Origin of the sequence: Acaryochloris marina MBIC11017, assembly GCF_000018105.1 — a bacterium.
In the GTDB taxonomy this organism is placed as follows: Bacteria; Cyanobacteriota; Cyanobacteriia; order Thermosynechococcales; family Thermosynechococcaceae; genus Acaryochloris; species Acaryochloris marina.
In genome coordinates, this window is record NC_009925.1 from 4,505,821 (window position 1) to 4,528,841 (window position 23,021).

20 protein-coding genes are annotated in these 23,021 nt (G+C 48.4%); 10 read left to right on the plus strand and 10 right to left on the minus strand.

What is annotated here, in order from left to right; genetic code table 11:
* The first annotated feature begins 178 nt into the window (after positions 1-178).
* Positions 179-1,627, plus strand: a complete 1,449-nt coding sequence (pxcA, locus tag AM1_RS20305; RefSeq protein ID WP_012164771.1) for a proton extrusion protein PcxA — start codon at positions 179-181, stop codon at positions 1,625-1,627.
* Between the two features lie 612 nt (positions 1,628-2,239).
* Here pxcA and AM1_RS20315 read toward each other — a convergent pair.
* Positions 2,240-5,650 carry a WD40 domain-containing protein gene (locus AM1_RS20315; protein ID WP_012164773.1) on the minus strand — a complete coding sequence of 1,137 codons (3,411 nt, stop codon included), beginning with the start codon at positions 5,648-5,650 and terminating at the stop codon, positions 2,240-2,242.
* A gap of 291 nt (positions 5,651-5,941) precedes the next feature.
* Between AM1_RS20315 and AM1_RS20320 the strand changes: the two genes are divergently transcribed.
* Positions 5,942-6,460: a pentapeptide repeat-containing protein gene (locus tag AM1_RS20320; protein WP_012164774.1), complete on the plus strand. Its 519-nt coding sequence runs from the start codon at positions 5,942-5,944 to the stop codon at positions 6,458-6,460.
* A gap of 87 nt (positions 6,461-6,547) precedes the next feature.
* Here AM1_RS20320 and AM1_RS20325 read toward each other — a convergent pair whose 3' ends face one another.
* The 5 genes from AM1_RS20325 to AM1_RS20345 all read right to left on the minus strand — a co-directional run bounded on the left by AM1_RS20325 (position 6,548) and on the right by AM1_RS20345 (position 10,412).
* On the minus strand, positions 6,548-7,030 hold the full coding sequence (locus AM1_RS20325; RefSeq protein ID WP_238549023.1) for an HXXEE domain-containing protein: 483 nt from the start codon (positions 7,028-7,030) through the stop codon (positions 6,548-6,550).
* A 116-nt stretch (positions 7,031-7,146) separates the two neighbouring features.
* Positions 7,147-7,518, minus strand: coding sequence for a clan AA aspartic protease (locus tag AM1_RS20330; protein ID WP_041660043.1), 372 nt, complete (start codon positions 7,516-7,518; stop codon positions 7,147-7,149).
* On the minus strand, positions 7,515-7,790 hold the full coding sequence (locus tag AM1_RS20335) for a hypothetical protein (protein WP_012164777.1): 276 nt from the start codon (positions 7,788-7,790) through the stop codon (positions 7,515-7,517). The genes AM1_RS20330 and AM1_RS20335 overlap by 4 nt, the downstream gene beginning before the upstream one ends.
* Positions 7,791-8,016: 226 nt before the next feature.
* Positions 8,017-8,967: a DUF7003 family protein gene (locus AM1_RS20340; RefSeq protein ID WP_012164778.1), complete on the minus strand. Its 951-nt coding sequence runs from the start codon at positions 8,965-8,967 to the stop codon at positions 8,017-8,019.
* A gap of 116 nt (positions 8,968-9,083) precedes the next feature.
* On the minus strand, positions 9,084-10,412 hold the full coding sequence (locus tag AM1_RS20345) for an AAA-like domain-containing protein (RefSeq protein WP_012164779.1): 1,329 nt from the start codon (positions 10,410-10,412) through the stop codon (positions 9,084-9,086).
* A gap of 179 nt (positions 10,413-10,591) precedes the next feature.
* Here AM1_RS20345 and AM1_RS20350 point away from each other — a divergent pair, with 179 nt between their 5' ends.
* The 4 genes from AM1_RS20350 (at position 10,592) to AM1_RS20365 (ending at position 15,569) form a co-directional block, all read left to right on the plus strand.
* Positions 10,592-12,718, plus strand: a complete 2,127-nt coding sequence (locus tag AM1_RS20350) for a VIT domain-containing protein (protein WP_012164780.1) — start codon at positions 10,592-10,594, stop codon at positions 12,716-12,718.
* On the plus strand, positions 12,715-13,530 hold the full coding sequence (gene crtA / locus AM1_RS20355; protein WP_238549024.1) for a cyanoexosortase A: 816 nt from the start codon (positions 12,715-12,717) through the stop codon (positions 13,528-13,530). The genes AM1_RS20350 and crtA overlap by 4 nt, the downstream gene beginning before the upstream one ends.
* The gene (locus tag AM1_RS20360) at positions 13,527-14,207 is read left to right on the plus strand and encodes a cyanoexosortase A system-associated protein (RefSeq protein ID WP_012164782.1); all 681 of its coding nucleotides are present in this window, start codon (positions 13,527-13,529) and stop codon (positions 14,205-14,207) included. Before crtA ends, AM1_RS20360 begins: the two co-directional genes overlap by 4 nt.
* A 336-nt stretch (positions 14,208-14,543) precedes the next feature.
* Positions 14,544-15,569 (plus strand): NAD(P)/FAD-dependent oxidoreductase, encoded by a 1,026-nt coding sequence (locus tag AM1_RS20365; RefSeq protein WP_012164784.1) that lies wholly within the window; start codon positions 14,544-14,546, stop codon positions 15,567-15,569.
* Positions 15,570-15,785: 216 nt separating this feature from the next.
* On the opposite strand, the gene AM1_RS20370 is transcribed toward AM1_RS20365, so the two are convergent.
* Positions 15,786-16,286 carry a YHS domain-containing (seleno)protein gene (locus tag AM1_RS20370; protein ID WP_012164785.1) on the minus strand — a complete coding sequence of 167 codons (501 nt, stop codon included), beginning with the start codon at positions 16,284-16,286 and terminating at the stop codon, positions 15,786-15,788.
* Positions 16,287-16,520: 234 nt separating this feature from the next.
* Here AM1_RS20370 and AM1_RS20375 point away from each other — a divergent pair, with 234 nt between their 5' ends.
* Together AM1_RS20375 and AM1_RS20380 are read left to right on the plus strand one after the other, a co-directional pair.
* Positions 16,521-17,114: a DNA-3-methyladenine glycosylase I gene (locus tag AM1_RS20375; RefSeq protein WP_012164786.1), complete on the plus strand. Its 594-nt coding sequence runs from the start codon at positions 16,521-16,523 to the stop codon at positions 17,112-17,114.
* Positions 17,115-17,724: 610 nt separating this feature from the next.
* Positions 17,725-18,549: a RodZ family helix-turn-helix domain-containing protein gene (locus AM1_RS20380; RefSeq protein WP_238549025.1), complete on the plus strand. Its 825-nt coding sequence runs from the start codon at positions 17,725-17,727 to the stop codon at positions 18,547-18,549.
* Between the two features lie 2 nt (positions 18,550-18,551).
* On the opposite strand, the gene AM1_RS20385 is transcribed toward AM1_RS20380, so the two are convergent.
* On the minus strand, positions 18,552-19,070 hold the full coding sequence (locus tag AM1_RS20385) for an LOG family protein (protein ID WP_010472010.1): 519 nt from the start codon (positions 19,068-19,070) through the stop codon (positions 18,552-18,554).
* Between the two features lie 79 nt (positions 19,071-19,149).
* Complete coding sequence (gene miaA / locus AM1_RS20390; protein WP_012164789.1) at positions 19,150-20,058, minus strand: tRNA (adenosine(37)-N6)-dimethylallyltransferase MiaA; 909 nt, start codon at positions 20,056-20,058, stop codon at positions 19,150-19,152.
* 161 nt (positions 20,059-20,219) lie between these two features.
* On the opposite strand from miaA, the gene gyrB reads away from it, so the two are divergent.
* Together gyrB and AM1_RS20400 are read left to right on the plus strand one after the other, a co-directional pair.
* On the plus strand, positions 20,220-22,160 hold the full coding sequence (gyrB, locus tag AM1_RS20395) for a DNA topoisomerase (ATP-hydrolyzing) subunit B (RefSeq protein WP_012164790.1): 1,941 nt from the start codon (positions 20,220-20,222) through the stop codon (positions 22,158-22,160).
* 8 nt (positions 22,161-22,168) lie between these two features.
* Positions 22,169-22,735, plus strand: a complete 567-nt coding sequence (locus AM1_RS20400) for a Uma2 family endonuclease (RefSeq protein WP_012164791.1) — start codon at positions 22,169-22,171, stop codon at positions 22,733-22,735.
* 91 nt (positions 22,736-22,826) lie between these two features.
* Here AM1_RS20400 and AM1_RS20405 read toward each other — a convergent pair whose 3' ends face one another.
* Positions 22,827-23,009 (minus strand): hypothetical protein, encoded by a 183-nt coding sequence (locus AM1_RS20405; RefSeq protein ID WP_010472003.1) that lies wholly within the window; start codon positions 23,007-23,009, stop codon positions 22,827-22,829.
* Positions 23,010-23,021 lie beyond the last annotated feature (12 nt).

The window sequence follows — 23,021 nt, forward strand, 5'->3', positions numbered from 1 at the left end:
ACCCGATATCCAAGTAGGAACAGAATTCACCCAGTCAGTGAGAAGCAAATTTGCTACTATACGACATACCTATTATGAGGTTATGTCTAAATTCTGGTAGGTTTTGCTTACATAACGTCTCAGGACATCATGCCCCCATGACCCATACCCCCAGATTGCAGCAGCGAGTAGGGTAATCATGAGTTCTTCTTCTCCAAACCCATTTAGGCGTTCGCTTAAATTTGTTGAGCAATGGTATCGGGAGACTCCCCAGCGAGCTTTAGATGGTGCCTATGAAGCGGCTCGCGCCATCGAAGAAATCGAAAAAAAACATTTTAAAGGTCAGCCTGTTCCGCTCCGCATCCGCACGGAAAGCGTGATGACCAACTACTTTCAATCCGAAGTCCAAAAGAACCTGCAATTTATCCAAACCCGCTTACGAGAGTTCAAGTCCAGCTCCTTAGTAGTCGAAGTTGCTGACAAGCTCAAGCCCCCCAGTATCCCCCCAGCTCCTACCCCCTTAGATACTCCCAACACCATAGATTTTACCGATGAGTACGATGTCACTTCTGAGGAGTACAGTTCCGAACTTGTTTCACCCTCTATTGATGCCCAAGGTTCATTAGATAAATTAGCGTTTATCGATGCAGTCTTGAAACGGTATCGTTCGGCCTCTATTCAGCGAGAAGCAGCTGCAGCGGCCTCTAAGGCGGCAAGAGCCTCGGCACCTAAGTCTGGCTCAGAGATGAAAAAAAATATTCCTCAGCCCCTGCCCATCCAGTCCGCCCAAAACTCCCTATATGAATCTGAATTTATTTCAGATGACATTACTGAAGATCCATCCAAACTAGACAGCAGTAGCTTTATTCCCCGTTCCATTCTGCGTACAGCCACCCGCTTTCGCAAAGAACTCAACCCGGATCCAGGGACGGAAGATGACATCCTCAATGATTTTCGCAACTCTAGGGTGCGCACCCGGGCCGCCGTTAGCTTTGTATTGGGGTTGATGATTGTCCCCTTACTCACCCAACAAGTGTCCAAAAACTTGGTGATTGGTCCTTTTGTCGATAAATTGAAAGGCCCCGAACAAATTGAGATTCGGATTAATCCTGAGATTGAGAATGAGGTCCTGACTGAGTTAGCTCGATTTGAAGAGCGACTCAAATTTGAAAGTTTAACCAGCCCCATTCCCCTTTCGCCGGCGGAGATTCAATTCCAACTCAAGGCCAAAGCCGAAGACCTAAAAGAAGAATATCAGTGGGACCTACGGCAACCCCTAAAAAATGCCATTTCGGATTTATTCTCGCTGGTCGCCTTAGCCATTTACTTTGTCCTGAACCGTCAGAAGATTGCGGTTCTCAAGTCTTTCTTTGATGAAATTATCTATGGACTCAGTGATAGTGCAAAAGCCTTTATCATCATCTTATTTACGGATGTATTTGTGGGGTTCCACTCACCTCATGGTTGGGAAGTGATTGTGGAAAGTGTCCTCAGTCATTTTGGTTTACCCCAAGACCGAAATTTCATCAATATGTTTATTGCAACGTTTCCGGTCATGCTAGACACGGTTTTCAAATACTGGATTTTCCGATATCTGAACCAAATTTCTCCTTCTGCTGTTGCCACCTACCGCAATATGAATGAGTAGAGATATGCCCTTAAACCTTGCTCATACGGCCTTCAATCAACACTTGAACAATCATTAAAACGAAAAAAATCCCCTACAATTTCTTGCAGGGGATTGAAAGCTTTTGTAACCGTTTGGTATAGCCCAAAGAGGGTATATTTCCACTCTCAGTTATTCCCAAACAGCTTTCATTTTGATCACACAAAAAACTTCAATCGCTAAAACCCTCTACTTGTAGGCTTCTTAGGCTTCTTAAATAAAAATAAAGAAGTTAATAATATGAAACATGAATTTGGAGATTTTTTAGCTTATCTTTCAAGATTTCTTTTGATCTATATAAAGGTCTATCTTTCAGGAAAAGTTCACTGTTTCCGCTAATCATCATCATTCGATCAAACCGATGCAAGCTATGGTGTATAGACAACAGAAGGTACTTGATCTCAATAAATTTAAGCATAGGTACCATACTTCCAAAGATGATGCGGTTCTGATCAAAATCAATGCTGCCAAGGCTACCAAAGCTGACAGGGAACTGGGCAATGTTAATTCTGTTGCCCAAACATTACATATTCAGACTTCTTCGAATCACGTAGGATGGATAGCCCCACTTCATATCCAAAACCTTGAACAATATCAGGACCGAGAATGAGTTGGAGTACAGAGTTGACGTTCTTGATCGAGCAAATTCGCCGTTGGATTATTGAGATAGAGCTGTAACCACTCACAACTTCTAATCAGCAGCTTATCTAAACTCAAGGCCTCAACTGCCCAAACTTTCACCCCTTGATTCTCAGACGCTGTGGCCACAAACTGACCATCAGCGCTAAAGCTGAGATCAAACAAACGACTGCTGCCATGCTTAAACTCAGCTAGTTGACGCCCCTGCAGTTCCCATAGCCGCAAGGTACCATCTTCGGAAACCGTTGCCAGGGATTGACCATCAGGGCTAAACCGCACACCTCGAACGGCCCCTCGATGTCCTTCAAACTTGGCTAGAGATTGCCCCTCCAAATCCCACAGCCGTGCTGTGCCGTCATCGGAAGCTGTAGCCAAAGATTGTCCGTCAGGGCTAAACTCCACCGTCCATACTCGGCCTTGATGTCCTTCTAAAATGGCAGTGGTTTGACCCGTCATTGACCAAAGACGAACGGTCTGATCCGCTGAGGCCGTCGCTACAATCGGTTCGGTGGGACTAAAAGTAACGCTCCAAATGGGACTCCGATGTCCCCGCAAAATTGCGAGAGGCTGTCCCTGCCAATTCCACAGTCGAGCAGTACCATCTTTAGAGGCGGTCGCGATGCGTTGAGCAGTGGGGTTAATACTAACGCCAAAGACTTCCGACTGATGCCCACGCAATTCGGTGATTAAGTCTCCAGTATTCGACCAGACCCGCGCCGTGCGATCGCCTGATGCCGTGGCAAAATACTCTCCCTGCTGAGTAATGTCCCAAATTCGACCCGCATGGGCATCAATCCGCAGCCGTTCTTCCCCGGACTGATCCCATAGGCGGATAAACTGATCGCCACCCGCCGTCACCATGGCTGGATCTGAAGACATAAAACTAAGGCTGAGAACGGGGCGAGCATGTTTGAGAACCTGCACTGGACCTTTCTGGCGCAAGTTCCATAAACGGGTGGTGTAGTCTTCTGAACCGGAGACTAACCATTTGCCATCGGGACTAAACTGCACGCTCCTCACCCAATCCTGGTGACCTTTCAGGGTTTCGAGTCGCTCCCCCTCCGAGTCCCAAATATGAATGAGGCGATCTGCTGCGGCTGAGGCCAGTTGTTTACCATCGGCACTGAAAACGACGCTAAACACCTGGGTACGATGACCATTCCAACTGCGGATGAGCTTGCCTGAACGACTCCACAGGTGCAGATAGCCATCATAGGAGCCAGTGGCTAGGACTTGACCATCCGGTCGCCAGTGCAAACTGCGAACGGGGCCATGCCCTACCGGGATTTTCAAAATTCGCTGTCCTTGAAGATTGGAAATTTGGACAGTCTGATCAAAAGAAGCAGAGGCTAGGGTTTGACCATCAGGACTGAACTGAAGAGCTGTAATGGCAGAAGGATGGGGACGAAAATCGGCTAAAGGCTGCCCCTTTTTGTCCCATAGCCAAACCTGACCGTCATTGGTGGCAGTGGCGATCGCACCATCTGCCGTGGGTGGACAGCTCACAGCGTTAACGGGCTGGGGATGGGGCAATGTTGTAAGGAGGTTACCCTGTAAATCCCATAACCGAGCAGTGCGATCTGCTGCGGTGGTGACTAGGGTTTTGCCGCTCAGGCAAGCATCCGTTACCCCGGAGCGATGTCCCACCATTTTGGCTAACAGATTGCCTTCCAAATCCCAGAGCCGCACTTCCTGATCTTGGGAGGCTGTAATGAGCCGTTGACCATCTGGGGTAAAACGAACTCGCGTAATGCCCCGCTGATGCCCGCGAATTTGGTTCTGCTCTCGCATATCTTCCAAGATCTGCTGCAGGGCGAGCAGCGGGGTCAGGGTGGGAAAGTTAGGCGGCTCTCCCCAATCCTGCATTTTTCGTGCTGTTTTTAGGGCTAAGAGCAGGGCTTCTAGCTGTTTGAATTCAGATTGTTGCAAGGCTTGTCGAGCATCGCGCTCAATGGCTGTGACTTCCTGGGCTTTGCGAATGGAGGTGTTGGCCCAGAATGCGATCGCACCTGCTGATACGGCAATTCCCACCAACGCGATCAACCCCGTCAACACCGTCCTTCTGGCCCGTCGCTGGGCTTGAGCCAGGATGGCATCGGCTTCTGCTTGCTGACAGGCCGCTAAATAACGATAGTCTTCATCACTGAGCTGTTTCCCAATCGACCACTGCTGAGCGGCCTGTAAGGGTTCGCCTGATAGAAAGTTGGATTGGTTCTTTTGCCATTGACGGAGGGCAGCGGCATAGAAGGGCGGTCGCAAACGGGCTACGACGTCCTGTACCCAGTCAGCATTAAAAATTTGGGCATAGATGCGATTGGCAACGACCAGTTTTTCAAGTCGGTTGACCACTAGCCCCGATAATCGCAGCTCTACCTGGGCGGGACTGGCATCTGCCTTGATCGACCCCTGCTGCAAAATCTGTTGATAGAGGTCGAGGACTTTGCTGGCGTATTGTTCGTTACTGAGGATGCGATCGCGGATGGTTCTCAAATGCTCTGGTTCATCCTGGGCTTCCCAGTTCGCCAGCAGTTTGTCCTGAATAAACTGGGTCACCCATATGGCAATCGCCTCAGCTTGAGTCGGCAGTTGAGCCGCTGACTGGGCAATCATCTGACAAATTTTTTGGGTCAGAAAGGGCTGTCCCCCGGTCCAAGAGAGTACGGCCTGTAAAACAGCTTGGGCTTGCGGTGTCTGGGCAGTGAGTCCGGCGACTAAAGGCTGGGCTTCTGCGATTTGAAAACCCTTTAACTCAATGGCGTGGCCCAAATTGAACGGGGTGCGCTGTTTATCCTGAATGAGTCGCGACGGGGTGGCAACCCCCAACAGGACAAAGGCTAGCCGCTGGTAGTCCGCATTATCAGTTCGATGGTTATAGCAGGCTCGTAAAACCGCAAAGAAATCATCTTTAAACGGCAGCCGTAGAACGCTATCGATTTCATCGATAAAAATGACCAGCTTGTTTGTACATTCCACTAGCAGGATGGTTTCGATAAAGGTATGAAACCGCTGCACGGGCGACAGCAGGGCCTGGTCACGCCACCATTGCCGTAAATTAAAGCGATCGCTTAACTGAAAGCTGCTGACTAAACTGCGAATCAGTCCGGCATACCATTGGTCTGGCGTAATTTGCTGGCTCCCCATTTGAGTGAGTTCAATGGCGGCGCAGGCAATGCCTTCTGCTTGGAGTTGCTGCATCACCTGGACCCGCAGACTGGATTTTCCCATCTGCCGGGAATTCAACACGTAGCAGAACTCGCCTGCCCTCAGCTTTTGATACAGCTCCTGATCGGCAGACCGGGTCACATAAGAAGGGGCATCAGCAGGTAGACTCCCTCCCACCTGATATTCATAAGAGGAGCCAATCATGTGAGCCTGCTGTCCATTCCATAGTTATTGTCATAGCACCTAAGCGAGAGACCTTCCACCCTAGATGGATGCACGACATGCCGTGAATACTGAAATGACAACGCCCTCACCCTTTGAATGATTAAGGTAGAACGGCGGCTGCACTACGTCTCGAAACATCTCTCCTCGGTCTTTGCAATCGCTCATGATTCAGCACCCTGACGTTACGACATCCACCGTTCTGCCTCACCACTCCTCCGAACAAATGCGAAAATAAAGAGTGAACGGAAAATTTTGGTCTGATATAAATTGATGAACCCAAGAATCAAGCCTTGGTTACGCACTATTTCGGTTGTTTTTGCAGTTGTTTGGCTCGTTGGCTCCTGCCTTGTCCTCAATAGCCAACCCACTTGGGCAGATGATGGTGCCCAAAACTTCACTTTTGCGGACTTGCGTTATGAAGACTTCGAAAATAAAAACTTCGAAGGGGCTTCTTTAGCAGGCGCTATTTTGTTGAAAGCCAACTTAACGAATGCCAATCTCAAAGGCACAATCTTAACAATGGCTACCTTTCAGCGGTCTAACTTAACGAATGCAGACTTAACAGAGACCTTTGCTGATCGTGTCCTCTTCAATGAAGCAGATTTAACAAATGCCATCTTTACGGATGCCATGCTCACCAGCAGCAAATTCTACGATGCCACCATCACGGGCGCTGATTTCTCCTATGCCTTTTTAGATCGCGATCAGGTGACGATGATGTGCGAATATGCCGATGGTGTTAACCCTGTGACAGGCGTTTCCACTCGCGAAAGTTTAGAGTGTCCGTAAATTACGCTTGAGTTAACAAGTCCGTATGCGGTTACGTATGGCAGTTGGAGGGGTATGCACAGTCAACCCAGTAAATGATTTTTGGGGTCACTTAGGTAGACTTTTCATCTCTTGAACAACCATCCAATACAACCAGATTGAGATCGCGAACCCGATTGCCCCGCTGATCACTAATTCATAAAGTTTGAAGAGGTTATGGGTGTTGGCTAGGCTATAGGTCCAGACGCTGAAGGGAACCATCAGCAAGAGTCCTGTCCAAATTCCAGGTCGCAGCTTTTGGCCTTTCCAACTCAATCCCACATGATCTAGAAATGGGTGGGTTAATCCTATGGCAGGCAAGATACCGCTGAGGATCGGCCATCGCCAGCCAGCAATAGCTAAAGCAATTACGAAAATAAAGATAATTGCATTTTCCAGAATAAAGAAGCGAGTGGATTTTACGACTTGCGACTTTGAGGTCGCTTTTTGATATTCGGGTAGCCAGCCTTCCTCAACTGTATGGATGATAATTGCGAGAGCGACTAACCAAATTGCTAAATCTTTAACAGCCATAAGCATTGCATTGCTCATCGTTGTTGTATTTGCCTATTCTACTGAGATTAAGCTGGATAGGCAGAGGTTTGCGGTGCCGATTAGACTCCGTTCATCTATCAATTGTTACGCCAAACTTGTAGCATCACCATACTTTAGTTTATAGCTGCAATCGTTACCGTTCCGCCTGTAGTGACATCAACGTGCAACTTAAATCCATATAGCAAGCTCATGCCGATTAGCGGATCTGCTTCAGACGCTGCCACATCAATAATCTGAGGTTTGCCATCCCAAATTACGGTTGCTTTATGCATATCAAAAACGACCTCACTGCCATCGCCTAAAGTTCCAATATCACGGAAATACCAAGGTAGGCCAAGGCTGGTAATGGTTGAAGGTGGAAGAGATAAAAAGCCTGTGAACCCTGTATCAATCACGGCTTCAACGATTTGTTTGGGTGCATCAGCATGACCCACTGCAATGCGAAGGATGGCTTCACAACGTTGGTTGACGAAGCCGTGCATCATACGGTGTTTTTACGACTTCGGGAGCCAAAACGATAGACGGCCTGATGACCTATCCGAATCACCCAGGGTTGAGCGTTCGGAAAACGTTCATAAAGTCGATCTGTTGCTGAAATAGGGGTATCAGCTACCTCAAAAGCGCCCGTTTCGATATCAATTGCCACAATTTTGCCATGATTGCCCGCTTCAACTTGAGAGCGTACCTGGGTTTCATAAATCTCATTGCCTTGTTTAGCAAACTCTTCTTTACTATAGCGAGGGTGTTGAACGGTCATTGGCTGGTGACGTTACGCTAGTTATGCTCACTATTCTAACTTTGGAAATGGTGCTCCAGTGCTGTTGGACCAAGTTGTCAAATCTTGAATAGTCATAAGCCTGCCACCCATCATTACGCTCGCTTGCTGGTCTTGGCTCTATGGACCCGAATGCCTTGCACCAGCATGAGTAGTAGTAAAACTCAACTGTGTACCAAGTTTTTATACAAAGATCTTTAGTAAAGCATTATTCATAGGTTGTCCACTCAAAACCTAACTGCCTGACTGATGGTAAGTCACACAAATCGAAGTATTGTGTTTCCAAAATCCTTGCAATAACTTCCACCCCCAAGGTGTAACTAGGAATATGGAGTTTATCTTCTTTCCAAACACCCTCCTCTTCACCCTTGAGGAAATTATATTTATGATGCCAATCATCCAAATGAACAAGCTTTTCTAAATCTTTTGAAACATACAGAGATAGCTCTTCATCTGTTGAATATAATTCCTCTCCATAACTTTCTACTAGATGAACTAAAAGATCAAAGTCAAACTCGGGCGCTCGGTTTTGTCTGACTACATCTTTTGATGGAATTTCAACTAAGTCATTACGAATATAGACCTCTAATTCTTGAGGGATAATAGGCGTGTGACTTTCATCATATTCAATTTCCCATTTGTACCATTCAAAAGGGGAATGCAAAACTGGCGTGTCAAATCCTTGTGCTACTTTTACACCAGGTCCATAGGCACGGAGCATCAGTCCTATCCCATCTGAAGACGGGTAGTTCATAAGTAGTTCATATACAATCGCCCAGCTCTCTTGATTGCAAAACCCTGTTACTCTAACTGCTGCGATATCAACGTTCAGAGTGAGTAGAGGGTAATCACTCTTATCCAAATATTGAAGAATCTCATCTGCAGTGAAGCCCCTCGATTTCTTCTGAAGCGAATATTCAGGTAGGGCCGATGAGAGTTCTTTAAGAAAAGCACTTTTAGAGCTTTCATAGCTCTGAATCCTGCGCACCTCATCCTCAAAATATTCCGGAACGATCTTGGCTTTAGCGTCATCTTGCACATTTTCAAAATCTCCCAAAATCTGTGCTGCGACCGCATCTTGCATATTAGGAGGCAAAGTCAAAAGCGAAGCTTTGATCTTAGCAATGGCTTGTTCAGCAAGTTCTGTAAGTTCTGTCATAACTTCAATCCCATGCCAAGGGGAAACTGCATTTTATTTAAGTACTATTTAAAGGCTAGAGATCGTGTTTCTGTAGATAATAAGCACTCTTGTTTCTAACATCTTTGATAGGGATTTCAGCTCGAATATATCCTTTGAAAATAAGATTCATAGAGGTCATTGCGGGGAATAACTTGATTATTCTCTCGCTTAATTAACCCCATACTGTGGAGTTTATAGGCTTGCACAGGGTTAAGGGATGCTGTAGCCGTTAGCACACCTTGAAACGCCTGCATCAGATCAGGCGTCTGTTGCAAAGTGACCCAGTGGTGTAGGAGATGAGCACTATAAATCCCCTCATCACTAGCAGCCATTTGCACAAGCTGCATAAACGTCAGTTCCCGCGTACTTAGGGCAGATAGCGCCACCCGAACCAAATAGGGATGCCCCCCAATCATCGCCATTAATTTAGACAATTCACCCTCACTGAGAGCCACCTGATGCAGTTGGGCCAGATGTTGGATTTGGTGAGCAGTAAACTCCGACAGACCAATAGGCACCCCTGTATTAAAAGGGGATTGATGATAATCCAGGGGAATATAGGCTTCCGTTGAATGAACCAAAATCAGACGTAATTGCTGCCATTGCTGAGAGATACGTCCCTTCTCATGCCAGCTCCGCAACATGCCAAAAAAGTCTTCAATAATGTCTTGAAAGGGAAACAGACGATCGACATTATCGAGTCCTAAAACAAACGGCCCCTTCACTTCTGGGAATATATGATCTTCAAAATAAGCCGTGCAATTGTCATTACTGCCAAAAATCTCTGAATCCCAAAGTTCTGACAGGCGATTCGTTAGATGGAGTTGGCGGCTGCTCATGGCGCAGAGCCACTTTAATAGCTTCTCCAAGCTCGCCAACACAGACTTATCGATACTACCCATATCGATATAAACCGTGGGATAGGCTTGCTTTTGGGCAAAGGCCATCAAGTGATAGAGCAACGAGGTTTTACCCATCAGTTGTGGTGCTTTAATCCGCAGTAATGCTCCTGGTTTGAGCAAGGTCTGACAGCCCAATTGCTCGACCCCCGACCGTTCTAAATAAAACGGGGACTCCGGCGAAATCGGACCTTCAATAATTGGGGCTGGACTTGAGATTACGACAGGTGGAGCGTGGACCTGCTGTTCCCAAGCCCGTCGTAACGCCTCTTTGAAATTGGTTTTACTGACCTTCTCGTTGAGTGCCTGCCCCAAGCGTTTCCACAAAGGATTGCCAATATCCCGATTGAGGTAGGCCGCTCCATAGTGCAGCTGCTCCGCCATTTGCTCATAGGTTTGGTGATGCCAAGACCCTTGCAATACCTGGACTTCTAAATCGCTGAGATGCTTGGCGGTCGCCGCAAAAATGAGTTGATTGGCAAAGTCCCGAGCCACGGGCCAGCTAAAGTCTGCGTCGTTCTCCATACCCAATTTTTGGCAATGCTATAGGCGCTGTTAATGCCGGAACCCACTTCCCAATTAAAACCTATAAATTCCAATAATTTGCGATCGCACTCCGTTCCAACACCCAATTAATTCCCCTTGGTTCTCCCGTTTACCTTGACCAGAATGGGGGCAATTGCATTTGGTGTAAGGAGTCTCATATGTCTTATCCCAGTCAACAACCGAGTTCTTGGCACAAACCCATCTCTACTTTGCTATTACTCTCAGGCATGGTGGCGGGAACTGTGTTTGTCAGTTCCAATGTGCTGCGATTTGAATCCAAATCCCATGCCCAGTCCCCCCGGTTATCTCAATCCAAACCAGAGGTAAAGCAGAAATCAAAACCATCTCCATCCACCGGAGGGCTTTTTGCTGAGGTGGATGGCAAGAAACTATCCTTTCCCCTTAAACAAACCGATGTCGAAGCCAATATCTCCGGTAATCTGTCGCGGGTAGAGGTGAAGCAAACCTTTACTAATCCCTACGACCGACCATTGGAAGCGATTTATCAATTTCCGCTACCCGAAGATGCCGCCGTAGACGATATGGAAATTCGGATTGGCAATCGGATTATTCGCGGTGTGATCAAAGAGCGGCAAGAAGCCAAACAAATCTATGAAACGGCCAAGCAGGAAGGCAAAACCGCTGCCCTTCTAGAGCAAGAACGAGCCAATTTATTTACCCAATCCCTTGCCAATATCGTGCCAGGGGAAACCATTGAAGTGGTGATTCGCTACACCAACAGCCTGGAGTTCGAAGGGGGCGATTACGAGTTTGTCTTTCCCACGGTGGTCGGGCCTCGCTATATTCCTGGCGACCAAATTGATGCAGCGGGCAATACCACTCGGGTCGCAGATGCCGCTAAGATTACGCCTCCCTTACTGCCGCCTAGTCAACGGTCTGGTAACGATATCAGTATCACCGTCAATTTAGATGCAGGAGTGCCGATACGGAATTTGAGATCGCCCTCCCATCCCATTCTCACCAGCAAAAAAGGCGAGCAAACCCAGGTCAAACTAGCCAATCAAACCACCATCCCCAACAAGGATCTAATTCTCCGCTATCAGGTGGCCAGCAAGCAGACCCAGGCCACGCTCCTGACCCAGTCTGACCAACGGGGCGGTCACTTTGCCACCTACTTAATTCCAGCCCTGAAATACAAGTCGAATCAGATTGTCCCCAAGGACGTAGTATTTCTGATCGATACCTCCGGGTCTCAGAGCGGGCCGCCCATCGTCCAATCTAGAAAGCTGATGACCCAGTTTTTGGACAAGCTCAATCCCAATGACACCTTTAGCATTATCAACTTCTCCAATACCACCTCTAAACTGTCTCCAAAGCCCCTCGCCAATACCCCGGCCAATCGCAAAAAGGCCCTGGAATACATTAAAAAACTGGATGCTAATGGCGGCACAGAACTGATGAATGGCATCAATACCGTTGCCGCCTTCCCCCCGGCTCCAGATGGCCGTCTGCGCAGTGTGGTGTTACTCACGGATGGCCTGATTGGTGATGACGAAACCATCATTGCTGCCGTGCGCGATCGTCTGAAGCCGGGAAATCGAATTTACCCCTTTGGGGTCGGTTTCTCCACCAATCGGTTTTTGCTGGATCGACTGGCAGAAGTCGGTCGAGGAACTGTTGAAGTGGTTGCTCCTAAAGACTCTGCTGAGAAAGTGGCTGCCAAGTTTGTCCAAACCATTAACAAGCCCGTCTTGACCGATATCGAAGTCTCCTGGGTGGGGCCTGGCAAAGGCCCGGATATTTATCCCCTGCGAGTCCCGGATCTATTTGCCAATCAGCCCCTGGTTCTCCACGGACGCAAGCAGGATAGCCAATCTGGCAAGCTAAAAATTACGGGCCGAATAGCAGGAGGCAAGTCCTATGAGCAGGAGTTGGACGTCAAATTTGATGCCTCTGGTAATGAGGCCATTGCTCAACTCTGGGGCCGAAACCGCATTAAGAGCCTAATGAACCAAATGTATGGCCGGGAAACAGACCCCGCTGTTAAGCAGGTAGTTGATACCGCCCTTGCCTATCGCTTGCTCTCCAAATACACCGCCTTTGTCGCCGTTACCGAAGAGATTCGCGTCGACCCCAACAATCCCAACCTAAAACAACGGGTACCAGTCGATCTACCAGAAGGCATGAAGCTGACCAATCCAGCAGCCCATGCCACCCCGGAACCCAGTGAAATCCTCGGTTATCTGATTGCCCTATTCGGTATCTTCCTGGTTATGGCCAAAAAGCATGGCTTAAAATGGCTGCCCACCCGGAGGCAGTCATGAGTCTGGCTCAGTCCCAAAAGGGGGCGAAGACATGGCTGATTGCCATTGGTATGACCCAAATCTTGCTCCATCTCCTCTTTATTCGTCGCAGCCAATATCCCTACCTCTTACCAGCCAGCAGTATCTTTTGGGCCGCCACCGCTATGCAGCTTTACACGCAGCGCCATCATTTATCCCTTCGCGACCATCGAGCCATCTGGGGTGGGCTGTTGTTGCTGGCAGGCGTGGTCTATCGAGGGCTCCATACCTTTGAATCTGACTATTTTCTGCGGCTCTATCCCTTACTGGTACTGGTGAGTCTAAGTCTCTTGGCTTCGGGAGTGCAGGGATTGGCGCAATATCAAGGGGCATTTTACCTCTTAGGCTTCTTTGCCATGCCTTGGGAGCTGCTCTACTTGCTAGATTTCACCACCTGGACCACACAGCTTTCTACAATGCTGCTGCGACTAATGGGTTTTGCCGTCCATCAACAGGGCTTTACCATTGCCCTGCCAGGAGGTGCCATTGAAGTCTATAACGGTTGTTCTGGGGTACGGTCGATTACCCAGCTTCTGGGCTTGGCCTGGATATACGTCACTTTAACCGCGACGCAGGGCCGACAGAAATATCTGATCTTGCTAGGGGCAGTCAGTATTGGCTTCTTTGCTAATGGCTGTCGTGTGGCTCTCCTCGCTATTCTCTCCAGTCAGCCGGATACCCTGCACTACTGGCATCAAGGTGATGGGTCCCTCTTATTTTCGCTATTGGCCGTATTGCTACTAGGGTTGCTACTCCTCAGTTTGCCGACTCGCCAAGGGAGGTTTTCATCATGATCAGATGGTGTAGAAACAACCCGCTAGCGGTGGTTTGGGGAATCACGGTTCTGGTATGGGGAGTTGCGATCGCAATCTTCCAACCCCAAATCCCTCAAGTTGCGCCCTACCCATTTCCTCAAGTCATTCCCCTTGCAGATTGGACCTTTACCGATAGTCAGCCCCTCACGCCCGATCAAACCCCAGACTCCCAAGATATTCCTGGTGAAGTGGTGTCTGGGCAGCGGTATGACTACCACCAAGGCGATACCCATTTACATATTGAGATGAGATATCTGGCCCAGACCAATGGTGATCTCAAAGCCCTGATTAAACATCAGACCGGCAGTTTAGGCACCGTACTGAAGTCGGTAGAAAGCGTGGGGGAATTCAGCCTATTTACTCAGGGCGATGCTAGCCAGCTAGATGCCTGTATCAATCCTCAGGGAACCAGTACTGTCACCAGCGATCAGTTCAAGCGCAACCGTACCCTATACGATTGGCGATCTGGGCGTTTCCTCGGCTGGATTCTCGGCCAAACGCCTCTCCATGACAATCGTTGTCTATGGACCCGGATGACCTTCTCGACCTCAAGTGATGCGACCTCGGCAGCTCAGGCTCAGGCTTTAGCGTCTACCTGGAAAGACTGGCATCAATGGTGGCAATCTCACTTTCCGCCATCAGCTAAGACCCCGTGATGCTCTCGGAAACCTTACTCCATCGCCTCTAAGGGTCGCATCTCTATTCCCCCGTGATTGGGGGATTCACTATTAGTGCCGATCGTTTTTAGGTCTTTCTTAAAGAAACGGGGATGCCAACTTTTTCGTTCAACACTATTTTTTAAGATTTTATAAGGAATTGAATCAAACAACCTTGACTGGATTGATGGGGGTACCATACGTAGCGAACTCTTGAATGCCAACGGGGGGAACTGTATATGGCATGTATTGGAGACGCGCAGCCACTGTGCGATCGCAATCTTTGCGTTTTAGCGGATAACCGATCCGTTAGCAGCCATAGAGAAGGGGGAGTTCATGGCACCACTCTCTAAAACGAATGTGGTCGTCATTGGTGGAGGACCAGGTGGCACTGCAACTGCGATTCGTTGTGCCCAGCATGGATTACAGGTCACTCTGATCGAAGGGGCCGAAGTATCCCGACCTCATACGAGTGAAACCTTACATCCCGAGATTGAGCCGCTATTGAAGAAGCTCGGGGTTAGAGATCAAGTCTTAACGGCAAACTTCCCACAATGTCCCGGACGTTGGATCGCTTTGCAAGGGGAGCGCCAATTTTACGGCTTTGGTGAGAATAAACATGGACCCAAGTTAGGATTCCAAGTCAAGCGATCACAGTTCGACACCCTGCTTCTGGAACAGGCTAAAGCGATGGGAGTCAAGGTTCTTCAACCCTGTCGGGCCATTGAGCCCCTGGTCAGCCGAGGACAAGTCCAGGGGCTGATCACCACGGCAGGGGGAATCGAGGCCACTTATGTGGTGGATGCGACAGGACGCCATCAATGGCTAGCGCGAAAACTGAAACTCAACACCACACCCTACTCTCCCTCGTTACAAGTAGAATACGGTTATAGGATCGGACATTGTCCCGAGCAAGATTATTCTCCCTTGATTGCCTCAGCACCAGGGGGGTGGGTATCCGTTGCGAAGGTCCAACCCTTACGTTATCAGTGGACTCGTTTGAAGTGGTTCCAGCCATCGGACACTCCTTGGTATCCCCCCCACCTAGCCGAGCTTTTGCCCAGTGATACCACCCATGTTATGGATATGACTTGGCATCTGATCAATCCAGCGGCTGGCCCTGGTTACTTTTTAGTCGGTGATGCGGCAGCTGTTCTCGACCCTATCTCATCCCAGGGAGTCCTAAACGCGATTGCTTCAGGGATGATGGCCGCCCATCTAATCAATCAACAATTTCAGCAAGCGAAACTGCCACTTTCCATAGCAGACCGTTACGCGACTTGGTTCCGGACCAATTTTTACCAAGATCTGATGGCATTACAGCAGTTGTACACCCCTATCCTGTCGAAGGTCACGGCTTAAACAAACTTGCTGTATTGATCGGTGCCATTCTGGCACCCAGTTGATTTTTATCTATGAATCAGCTGATGAATAGCCCTGTTTCACCCCAACCGCTTACTCCAATCGACTTTTAGAAGCTAGGAGTAGATGTTGATATCGGTCAAGTCAAACAGACCAGAAATCACAGGGTGGTCTGTTTGACTCAGTGATGCCCATGGGTGGAGGACGTCGAGGCCACTAGCTGTCCAAAACCCCCGGCCAATTTTTATCAGCTTCAGCAATATTCCCTGGAATATCTCCCTCCCACTGCTTTTGAACATCAAGACTGTAATTGAGATACAGTTTCCCCTCTACAATCTTCCAGGCTTGAGGATCGATAGAGGCCGTGGTGCCTTTCTTCACTGCCCAAGCGCAATAGCCCCCATACTGAGGCGCATACTTTTCTGGGTCGCTAGCAAAAGAGTCCCGATTTTCAGCACTCGCAAATTGCCAAGTGGCTCCCTGCCACTCGTGGGAGAACTCTCCTGTGCCTTTGACAGGCTTACCCTCTGTAAAATAGGCCACCGGATCATATCCTCGGATGGCTGCACCATCTGCCGAGAAAACAGCAGGCTTTGTATTGGCTTGGCTCTGTTCAGCCCCAGATCCTGCGTTAGACGTTGAAGGATCTGTACACCCCATGCTCAGGCCCATGCCGAGCAATAACACTGCAGGCCAGAGTGCAAATTTAAATTTCATAGACAACCCTCATAACGGATCACGGCAAGTTAAACCTGCCCTCAGGATAATACTGTGTCTTAAATATGAGAGTAATGTGAATCTCCCCTAAAAAGATGCCGTCATCGTGGTCGCATTTTAATCCACCCTACTCTTGTGCATGATGTAGCGATACAGTTTGAGAATACTGGCTTGAGACTTGATCACGGTTTTGATACTCAACCTTTCTAGCACGCCAAGCACGAGGTGATTCTAGTGATTTCTTCCGATCAGATTTGCCGTTGTTCTTGGGTGGATCTCAGCAAGCCCGATTATGTTCAATATCATGATCAAGAATGGGGCATTCCTGTCTATGACGATCAGCACTTATTTGAACACTTAGTCCTAGAGTCTTCTCAGGCAGGCTTGAGTTGGTATACCGTCCTGCGTAAACGCGAAAACTACCGAGCCGCCTTTGATCAGTTCAATCCCCAAAAAATTGCCCATTACGATGAAGCCAAAATAGAGATCCTGATGGGAAATGCTGGTATTATCCGCAACCGCAAAAAAATAGAAGCCATCATTGGCAATGCTCGCGTCTTTTTACAAATTCAGGTCGAGTTTGGCAGCTTTGCTGACTATAGCTGGCGCTTTGTGGGCGGACAGCCCATCGTTAATTCCTTCAGTGCATCTGATACCTGGCCTACCACTAGTCCAGAATCCGATGCTATGAGCAAGGATCTACGAAAACGAGGCTTTAAATTTTTTGGCTCAACTATCTGTTATGCCCATATGCAGGCCACAGGCATGGTGAACGACCACAGTCTGGAGTGTTTTCGTCGCCAAGAGATTATCGACAGCTATAAGTAAGCTTCCACTGTTTGGACTATTGAGTGATTTAGTCTAAGGCTGGATGTTACAAATGTTGAGAATGGGCAAATTTGCACTTATTTACTAGAAAAAGAGGGGCAATCTTAACAATTATCCACTTCTCTAGAGAACAGGTTCTGATAGGAGTGTGGTCAGTGGGATGGGCTGAACATATCGGCATTCGTCCTCCATTGATAGAACTTAATAAATCTAGAAATGCTTAGCTAGAATAGCCGCCAGAAATAGGTTGGCTTTTAATTTTGCCGTAAAGAAATAAAAATACAGATTAAAAATACAATATCTGTCCCAAAATAGAAGATACTTCACCCATAAACTGAATCCTTATCTCTATCAATTGATTATTGGTTGCTGTTGTGAGTTTATTACCCTTATTGCCGTGTTTACACGCCTTAGACCCTCATTCTCCTGGATATAGGAGGTTCAACGTATCTTGGTTTGAAGCTTGATGCTTAAATCAGATACCGATGAGTGTGCTTTTTCCGCAATCCTGAGGCAGATTGGGTATTATAGTGTGAACTTCTTTCTTTAGTGTCCCATCCTTCGAATTGCCATGGCTCGATATACTCGTTCGCTATCAGTTGCATTATCTTTGAGCAACTGTCTTACACAATTGAAGGCTGTGTTAGAGAGTTGTGATTTGGAAGCGCTTTTCTCCAAAGAGGACTGCATCATTGCCCGCGAGAAACCGGGTAAGGTCCCCTTTGCCAAACTCGTTACCATTGAAGTTTTAGTGGATAGCACTCGGGCAACCAGCAACGTCACGAATATGGATGTTGTCGTTAAAAATGAGGAATTACCGCTACAAAGTAATAATCATTGTTTCCAGATTTTTGACCAATTTAGTCAAGCCATCGATCAACATTCTGGCTGGCTAGTCATCGCCGAAGAAGATAAGTCTGAGCAACCTCAAACAGCATCTTCAGTAGAACCTCCAGCGGCTTCACCAGCCGCCACTGTGCCTCAGATCCCCGTAACGTCAGAGACAAGTCCTGCGGCCAAGCCCATCGCCTCAGATCCCCTAGCGCCCTCGGCCAATACTCAACCTGAGCCTGTTGTGCAGTTACCCAAGGCCACTGAGCTTCCTTTGCCACAGCCTTTCACGGATACCACAACTTCAGAACCAGCTACTCCCCCAGAATCCCCCCTACCCAAGAACAGCGACTCGATTAACCTAGAGTCAACTGCAGAAAAACGGGTGCAAACAACGGCAAATTTAGAGGAGCTGCGGCAAAAACGCGCTGAAAGCGTAGCCAACTTGGAACGTCTCAGACAAAAACGCGCTGAAAGCATTGCCAACCTAGAAAAGATGCGACAAAAACGAGAGCGTATGTTTGCAGCTAATGAGCGTGAGGGTGCTGGAGAGGATATTAGTCCCCTCGATTTACCTGAGCGGCCTTCGACCTCCCAGGCATAATCCTAATCAAAATAGAACAGGGTCACTAGCTTACGCAGTTCTTCAGCTTCTTGACAGGTCTTGAGCAAAGTATGGCTGTCATGGAAAGCAAAGCAAATGAGCTGATCACATCGAGAGACGATCTCCTGGTTGCAGATCGCACTTGCTTCTGCCAGGGACAGGTTGTCATGTTCTGGTTTTTCCACCAGATGCATCACCTTCTCCAATAGCCGTTGAGACTCTGGGGGCTGCTCCGTCATGCTTTGGGGAAGTACCACCGTTAATAACTTTGGATCCGCTCGCATCGCACCTCGAATGGCCGCAGCATTGGTGCCAATCGCACCCGATGTGAGGAGGCGGTTTCCAGAAAGGGCTAATGCATAGCTCATCATTTCGATGATGTGCTGATGCATGAGGGGGACGTGGCGAGAACCCAAAATGGCAATGCGTTTGGAACTGGTCTGTTGAATCGCTGCTAGTTCTTGTAGAAACTCGTCAGCTTTGGGGTCGCCAACCTGAGGTAAATCGAGAGACTGGCTCAAAGAGGTACTGTGCCGAAACAACCCAGCTATTTTAACAAAGGTCAGTCAGATTTTGGGGGTGATGGATGGAGTTTATTCTTTACAGCCAAGGTTGACCTTGAATATCCTTCCAAACTAGAGAAAGTAAGTCAGAATTCGTGGCATCAAACCAGTGAATGCCAGAATTCGCTCTAAACCAGGTGCGTTGGCGCTTGGCGAATTGACGAGTATGAAGAATAGTTTGGGCGGTTGCTTCTTCTAGGGTGATTTGCTGATGCAGATAGGCCTTCATTTCTTGATAGCCCAGGGTTGCTAAGAGGGGGAGTTCGACCCCATAGTGGTCGATGAGTTTTTGGACTTCAGTCAACCAACCCTGCTCCACCATGGCAGCCGTGCGCTGCTGAATGATGTCGGTATGCTGGTCCAGATCACTAATATCTAAGCCAATTTGCAAGATGGGATAGGACGGGGGATTCTTGCCTTGCTGTGCTGATAGGGGGATGCCCGTGGTGTAAAAGACTTCTAATGCTCTTAGGGTACGGACTTGGTCATGGGCATGAATTTTTTGGGCTGCTGGTGGATCGACTTGCTGGAGCCATTGGTAAATCTGGACCTGGCCTTGGGATTGGAGTTGCGATCGCAACTCCAGTTGCGGCGGTACCCGCGGAATCTTCAGCCCCTCCACAATCGCCCGGATATACAGTCCAGTCCCCCCCACGAGAATCGGCGTTTGCCCCTCAGTATGAAACTGAGCAATGAGCGCCTGAGCCTGCTCTTGGTAGTCGGCAACCGTCAAAGTCTCAGTAGGGTCACATATATCAATGAGATAGTGAGGAACATCTTCTTGATCCGTTACAGAAGGTTTCGCAGTACCAATATCAAACCCCCGATAGACTTGCCGAGAGTCTGCACTGAGAATGGGAGCACCTAAACGTCGGGCCAAAGCCAATGCCAGAGAGGATTTTCCGGTAGCCGTTGGCCCACAAATTACGATCAACCCTGGCGTCATTCCTACTGAATCCTAAAGAATTAATAATGCAACCCCACGGTAAACAGCCCTTAAGACAGGTCTAAAATCGCTTAAAAGGCATTTGTGATAGAATTTGGGGGGTTTTTTGTATTTGCCCAAATCAACACTGCTTTAAGTCGCTTATAGGAGCGCTTCACTACATGGCCACAAACTACAGTGCAGATCAGATTCAAGTCCTGGAGGGATTGGAACCGGTTCGGAAACGTCCTGGGATGTATATCGGCAGCACTGGCCCCAGAGGTTTGCACCACTTAGTGTACGAGGTGGTCGATAACTCTGTCGATGAAGCCCTTGCGGGTCACTGTAAGCATATTCACATTTATTTAAATGAGGACGGTTCTGTTCGAGTCACCGATGATGGCCGCGGCATTCCCACCGACAAGCATCCTACTACAGGCAAATCGGCCCTAGAAACCGTGATGACGGTTCTCCATGCTGGCGGAAAGTTTGATGGTGATAGCTATAAAGTGTCGGGCGGACTCCATGGGGTAGGTATTTCCGTTGTCAACGCCCTCTCCGAATGGGTGGAAGCGAAAGTCTGGCGTAATGGCAAGGTTCATACCCAACGATTTGAGCGAGGCATTCCGAAATCTGAGTTAGTCGTCGAACCCACCGATCGCAAAGAGTCGGGAACGGCCATTACGTTTTTACCCGACGACACGATCTTTACCGTTACCACAGAATTTGACTATAAGACCCTAGCCAGCCGCTTGCGAGAACTCGCCTACCTGAATGCCGGGGTAGAAATTTCTTTCCACGATAACCGTCTGGAACTCCTAGAAGCCGACGAGCCCAAGGTTGAGACCTACCGCTACGATGGCGGCATCAAAGAATATGTGGACTATATGAACCGGGACAAAGAGCCCATTCATGAAGAATGCATCTATGTAGAAGGGGAACGCAATAATGTTCAGGTAGAGGTGGCCCTACAATGGTGCCGAGATGCCTATTCTGACAACCTCTTGGGGTTTGCCAACAATATTCGTACCATTGATGGCGGTACCCACTTAGAAGGTCTAAAGACGGTGCTTACCCGGACCATGAACTCCCTGGCTCGAAAGCGCAGCAAGCTTAAAGATGGTGATTCTAACCTTGGGGGTGAACATATCCGGGAAGGCTTAACCGCCGTTATCTCCGTCAAAGTGCCGGAACCCGAATTTGAAGGCCAGACTAAAACCAAATTGGGTAATACAGAAGTGCGGGGGATTGTTGATTCCCTCGTGGGTGAAGTACTAACGGAGTATTTAGATTTTCACCCCAATGTCGCTGATTCTGTAATTGAAAAAGCCCTGCAAGCCTTTAACGCCGCTGAAGCCGCTCGTCGGGCACGAGAGCTAGTCCGCCGTAAATCGGTACTGGAATCCTCAACTCTACCTGGGAAGCTCGCAGACTGTAGCTCCCGCGACCCTAGTACTTCAGAGATTTACATTGTGGAGGGAGATTCTGCGGGAGGGAGTGCGAAGCAAGGACGCGATCGCGGATTCCAAGCCATTCTGCCTTTGCGAGGTAAAATCCTCAACATCGAGAAGACCGATGATGCCAAGATCTACAAAAACAATGAGATTCAGTCTCTGATTACTGCCTTGGGGCTCGGCATTAAAGGCGAGGAATTCGACGTTTCCCAGCTTCGCTATCATCGGATCATTCTGATGACGGACGCTGATGTGGATGGCGCCCATATTCGGACGCTCCTACTCACCTTCTTCTACCGCTATCAGCGAGAACTGATTGACCAGGGCTATATCTATATTGCCTGTCCACCCCTCTACAAAATTGAGCGAGGTCGATCTCACTACTATTGCTATAGCGATCGCGAACTTCAGAACCTGGTTCAACATGAGTTCCCTGCGAATGCCAACTACACGATTCAGCGGTTTAAGGGCTTAGGGGAAATGATGCCAACCCAGCTCTGGGATACCACCATGAATCCCGAAACCCGAACCCTCAAGCAAATTGATATTGAGGATGCGGCGGAGGCGGATCGGATTTTCACGATCCTGATGGGCGATCGCGTCGCTCCTCGCCGGGAATTTATCGAGACCCACGGTCCCCGACTCAACCTAGCTGAACTAGATATCTAGGAGCCGCCATGACTCAATCCATCAAAGATCCACTCCGTTGGACGACAGCAGATATTGAGTCCTTAGCAGCGGATGAATGGAAACGTTATGAAATTATTGATGGAGAGTTGTTTGTGACTCGGGCACCGCATATTGGTCATCAAGGTGCTGCGGGACGCATTTATGCCAGATTATTATTGTGGTCTGAAGAAACAAACCAGGGTCAACCCATCCTGACTCCGGGCTTGATTTTCTCTGATGCCGATAATGTGATTCCCGATGTGGTTTGGGTCAGCAATCAGCGTCTGGCAGCGATTGTTGATGAAGAAGGCCATTTAACGGGCGCACCGGAGTTGATTGTGGAGGTGCTGTCAGCAGGGGGGAGCAATGAACGTCGAGATAAAGAAGCGAAGTTGAAATTGTATTCCTTAAAAGGAGTGCAAGAATACTGGATTGTTGATTGGCGATTACAACAGTTAGAAGTCTACCGACGAGACGATGCTCAACTTCAGCTTTATCAGACGCTTCTAGCAGACGATGAAATCTCATCCCCTTTGTTACCCAGCTTTTCCTGTGCAGTCAACCGTTTCTTTTAGAGACGTTTTAATTGCCCTATAGGATGTCTGCTCAATCAACCTCTCCAGAGTTGAATGGTATCGGATTGATATTTGCAATACCCGGCATTAATCAGCGAAGATTCTCTAAAGCCGCTAGTAAGCCGGCAAGGATGGCTAATAAGACCAAACCCCAAATTACAAAGCCAGGGAAAAAGGTAATTACCTCTAAACCGCGAAGGACATAGACAGCGATCGCACCGGACAGAAAGAAGAAAAACCACTTTGCGGCCCATGATCGTGCAAACTGTCCCATGTTCTCTCCTCT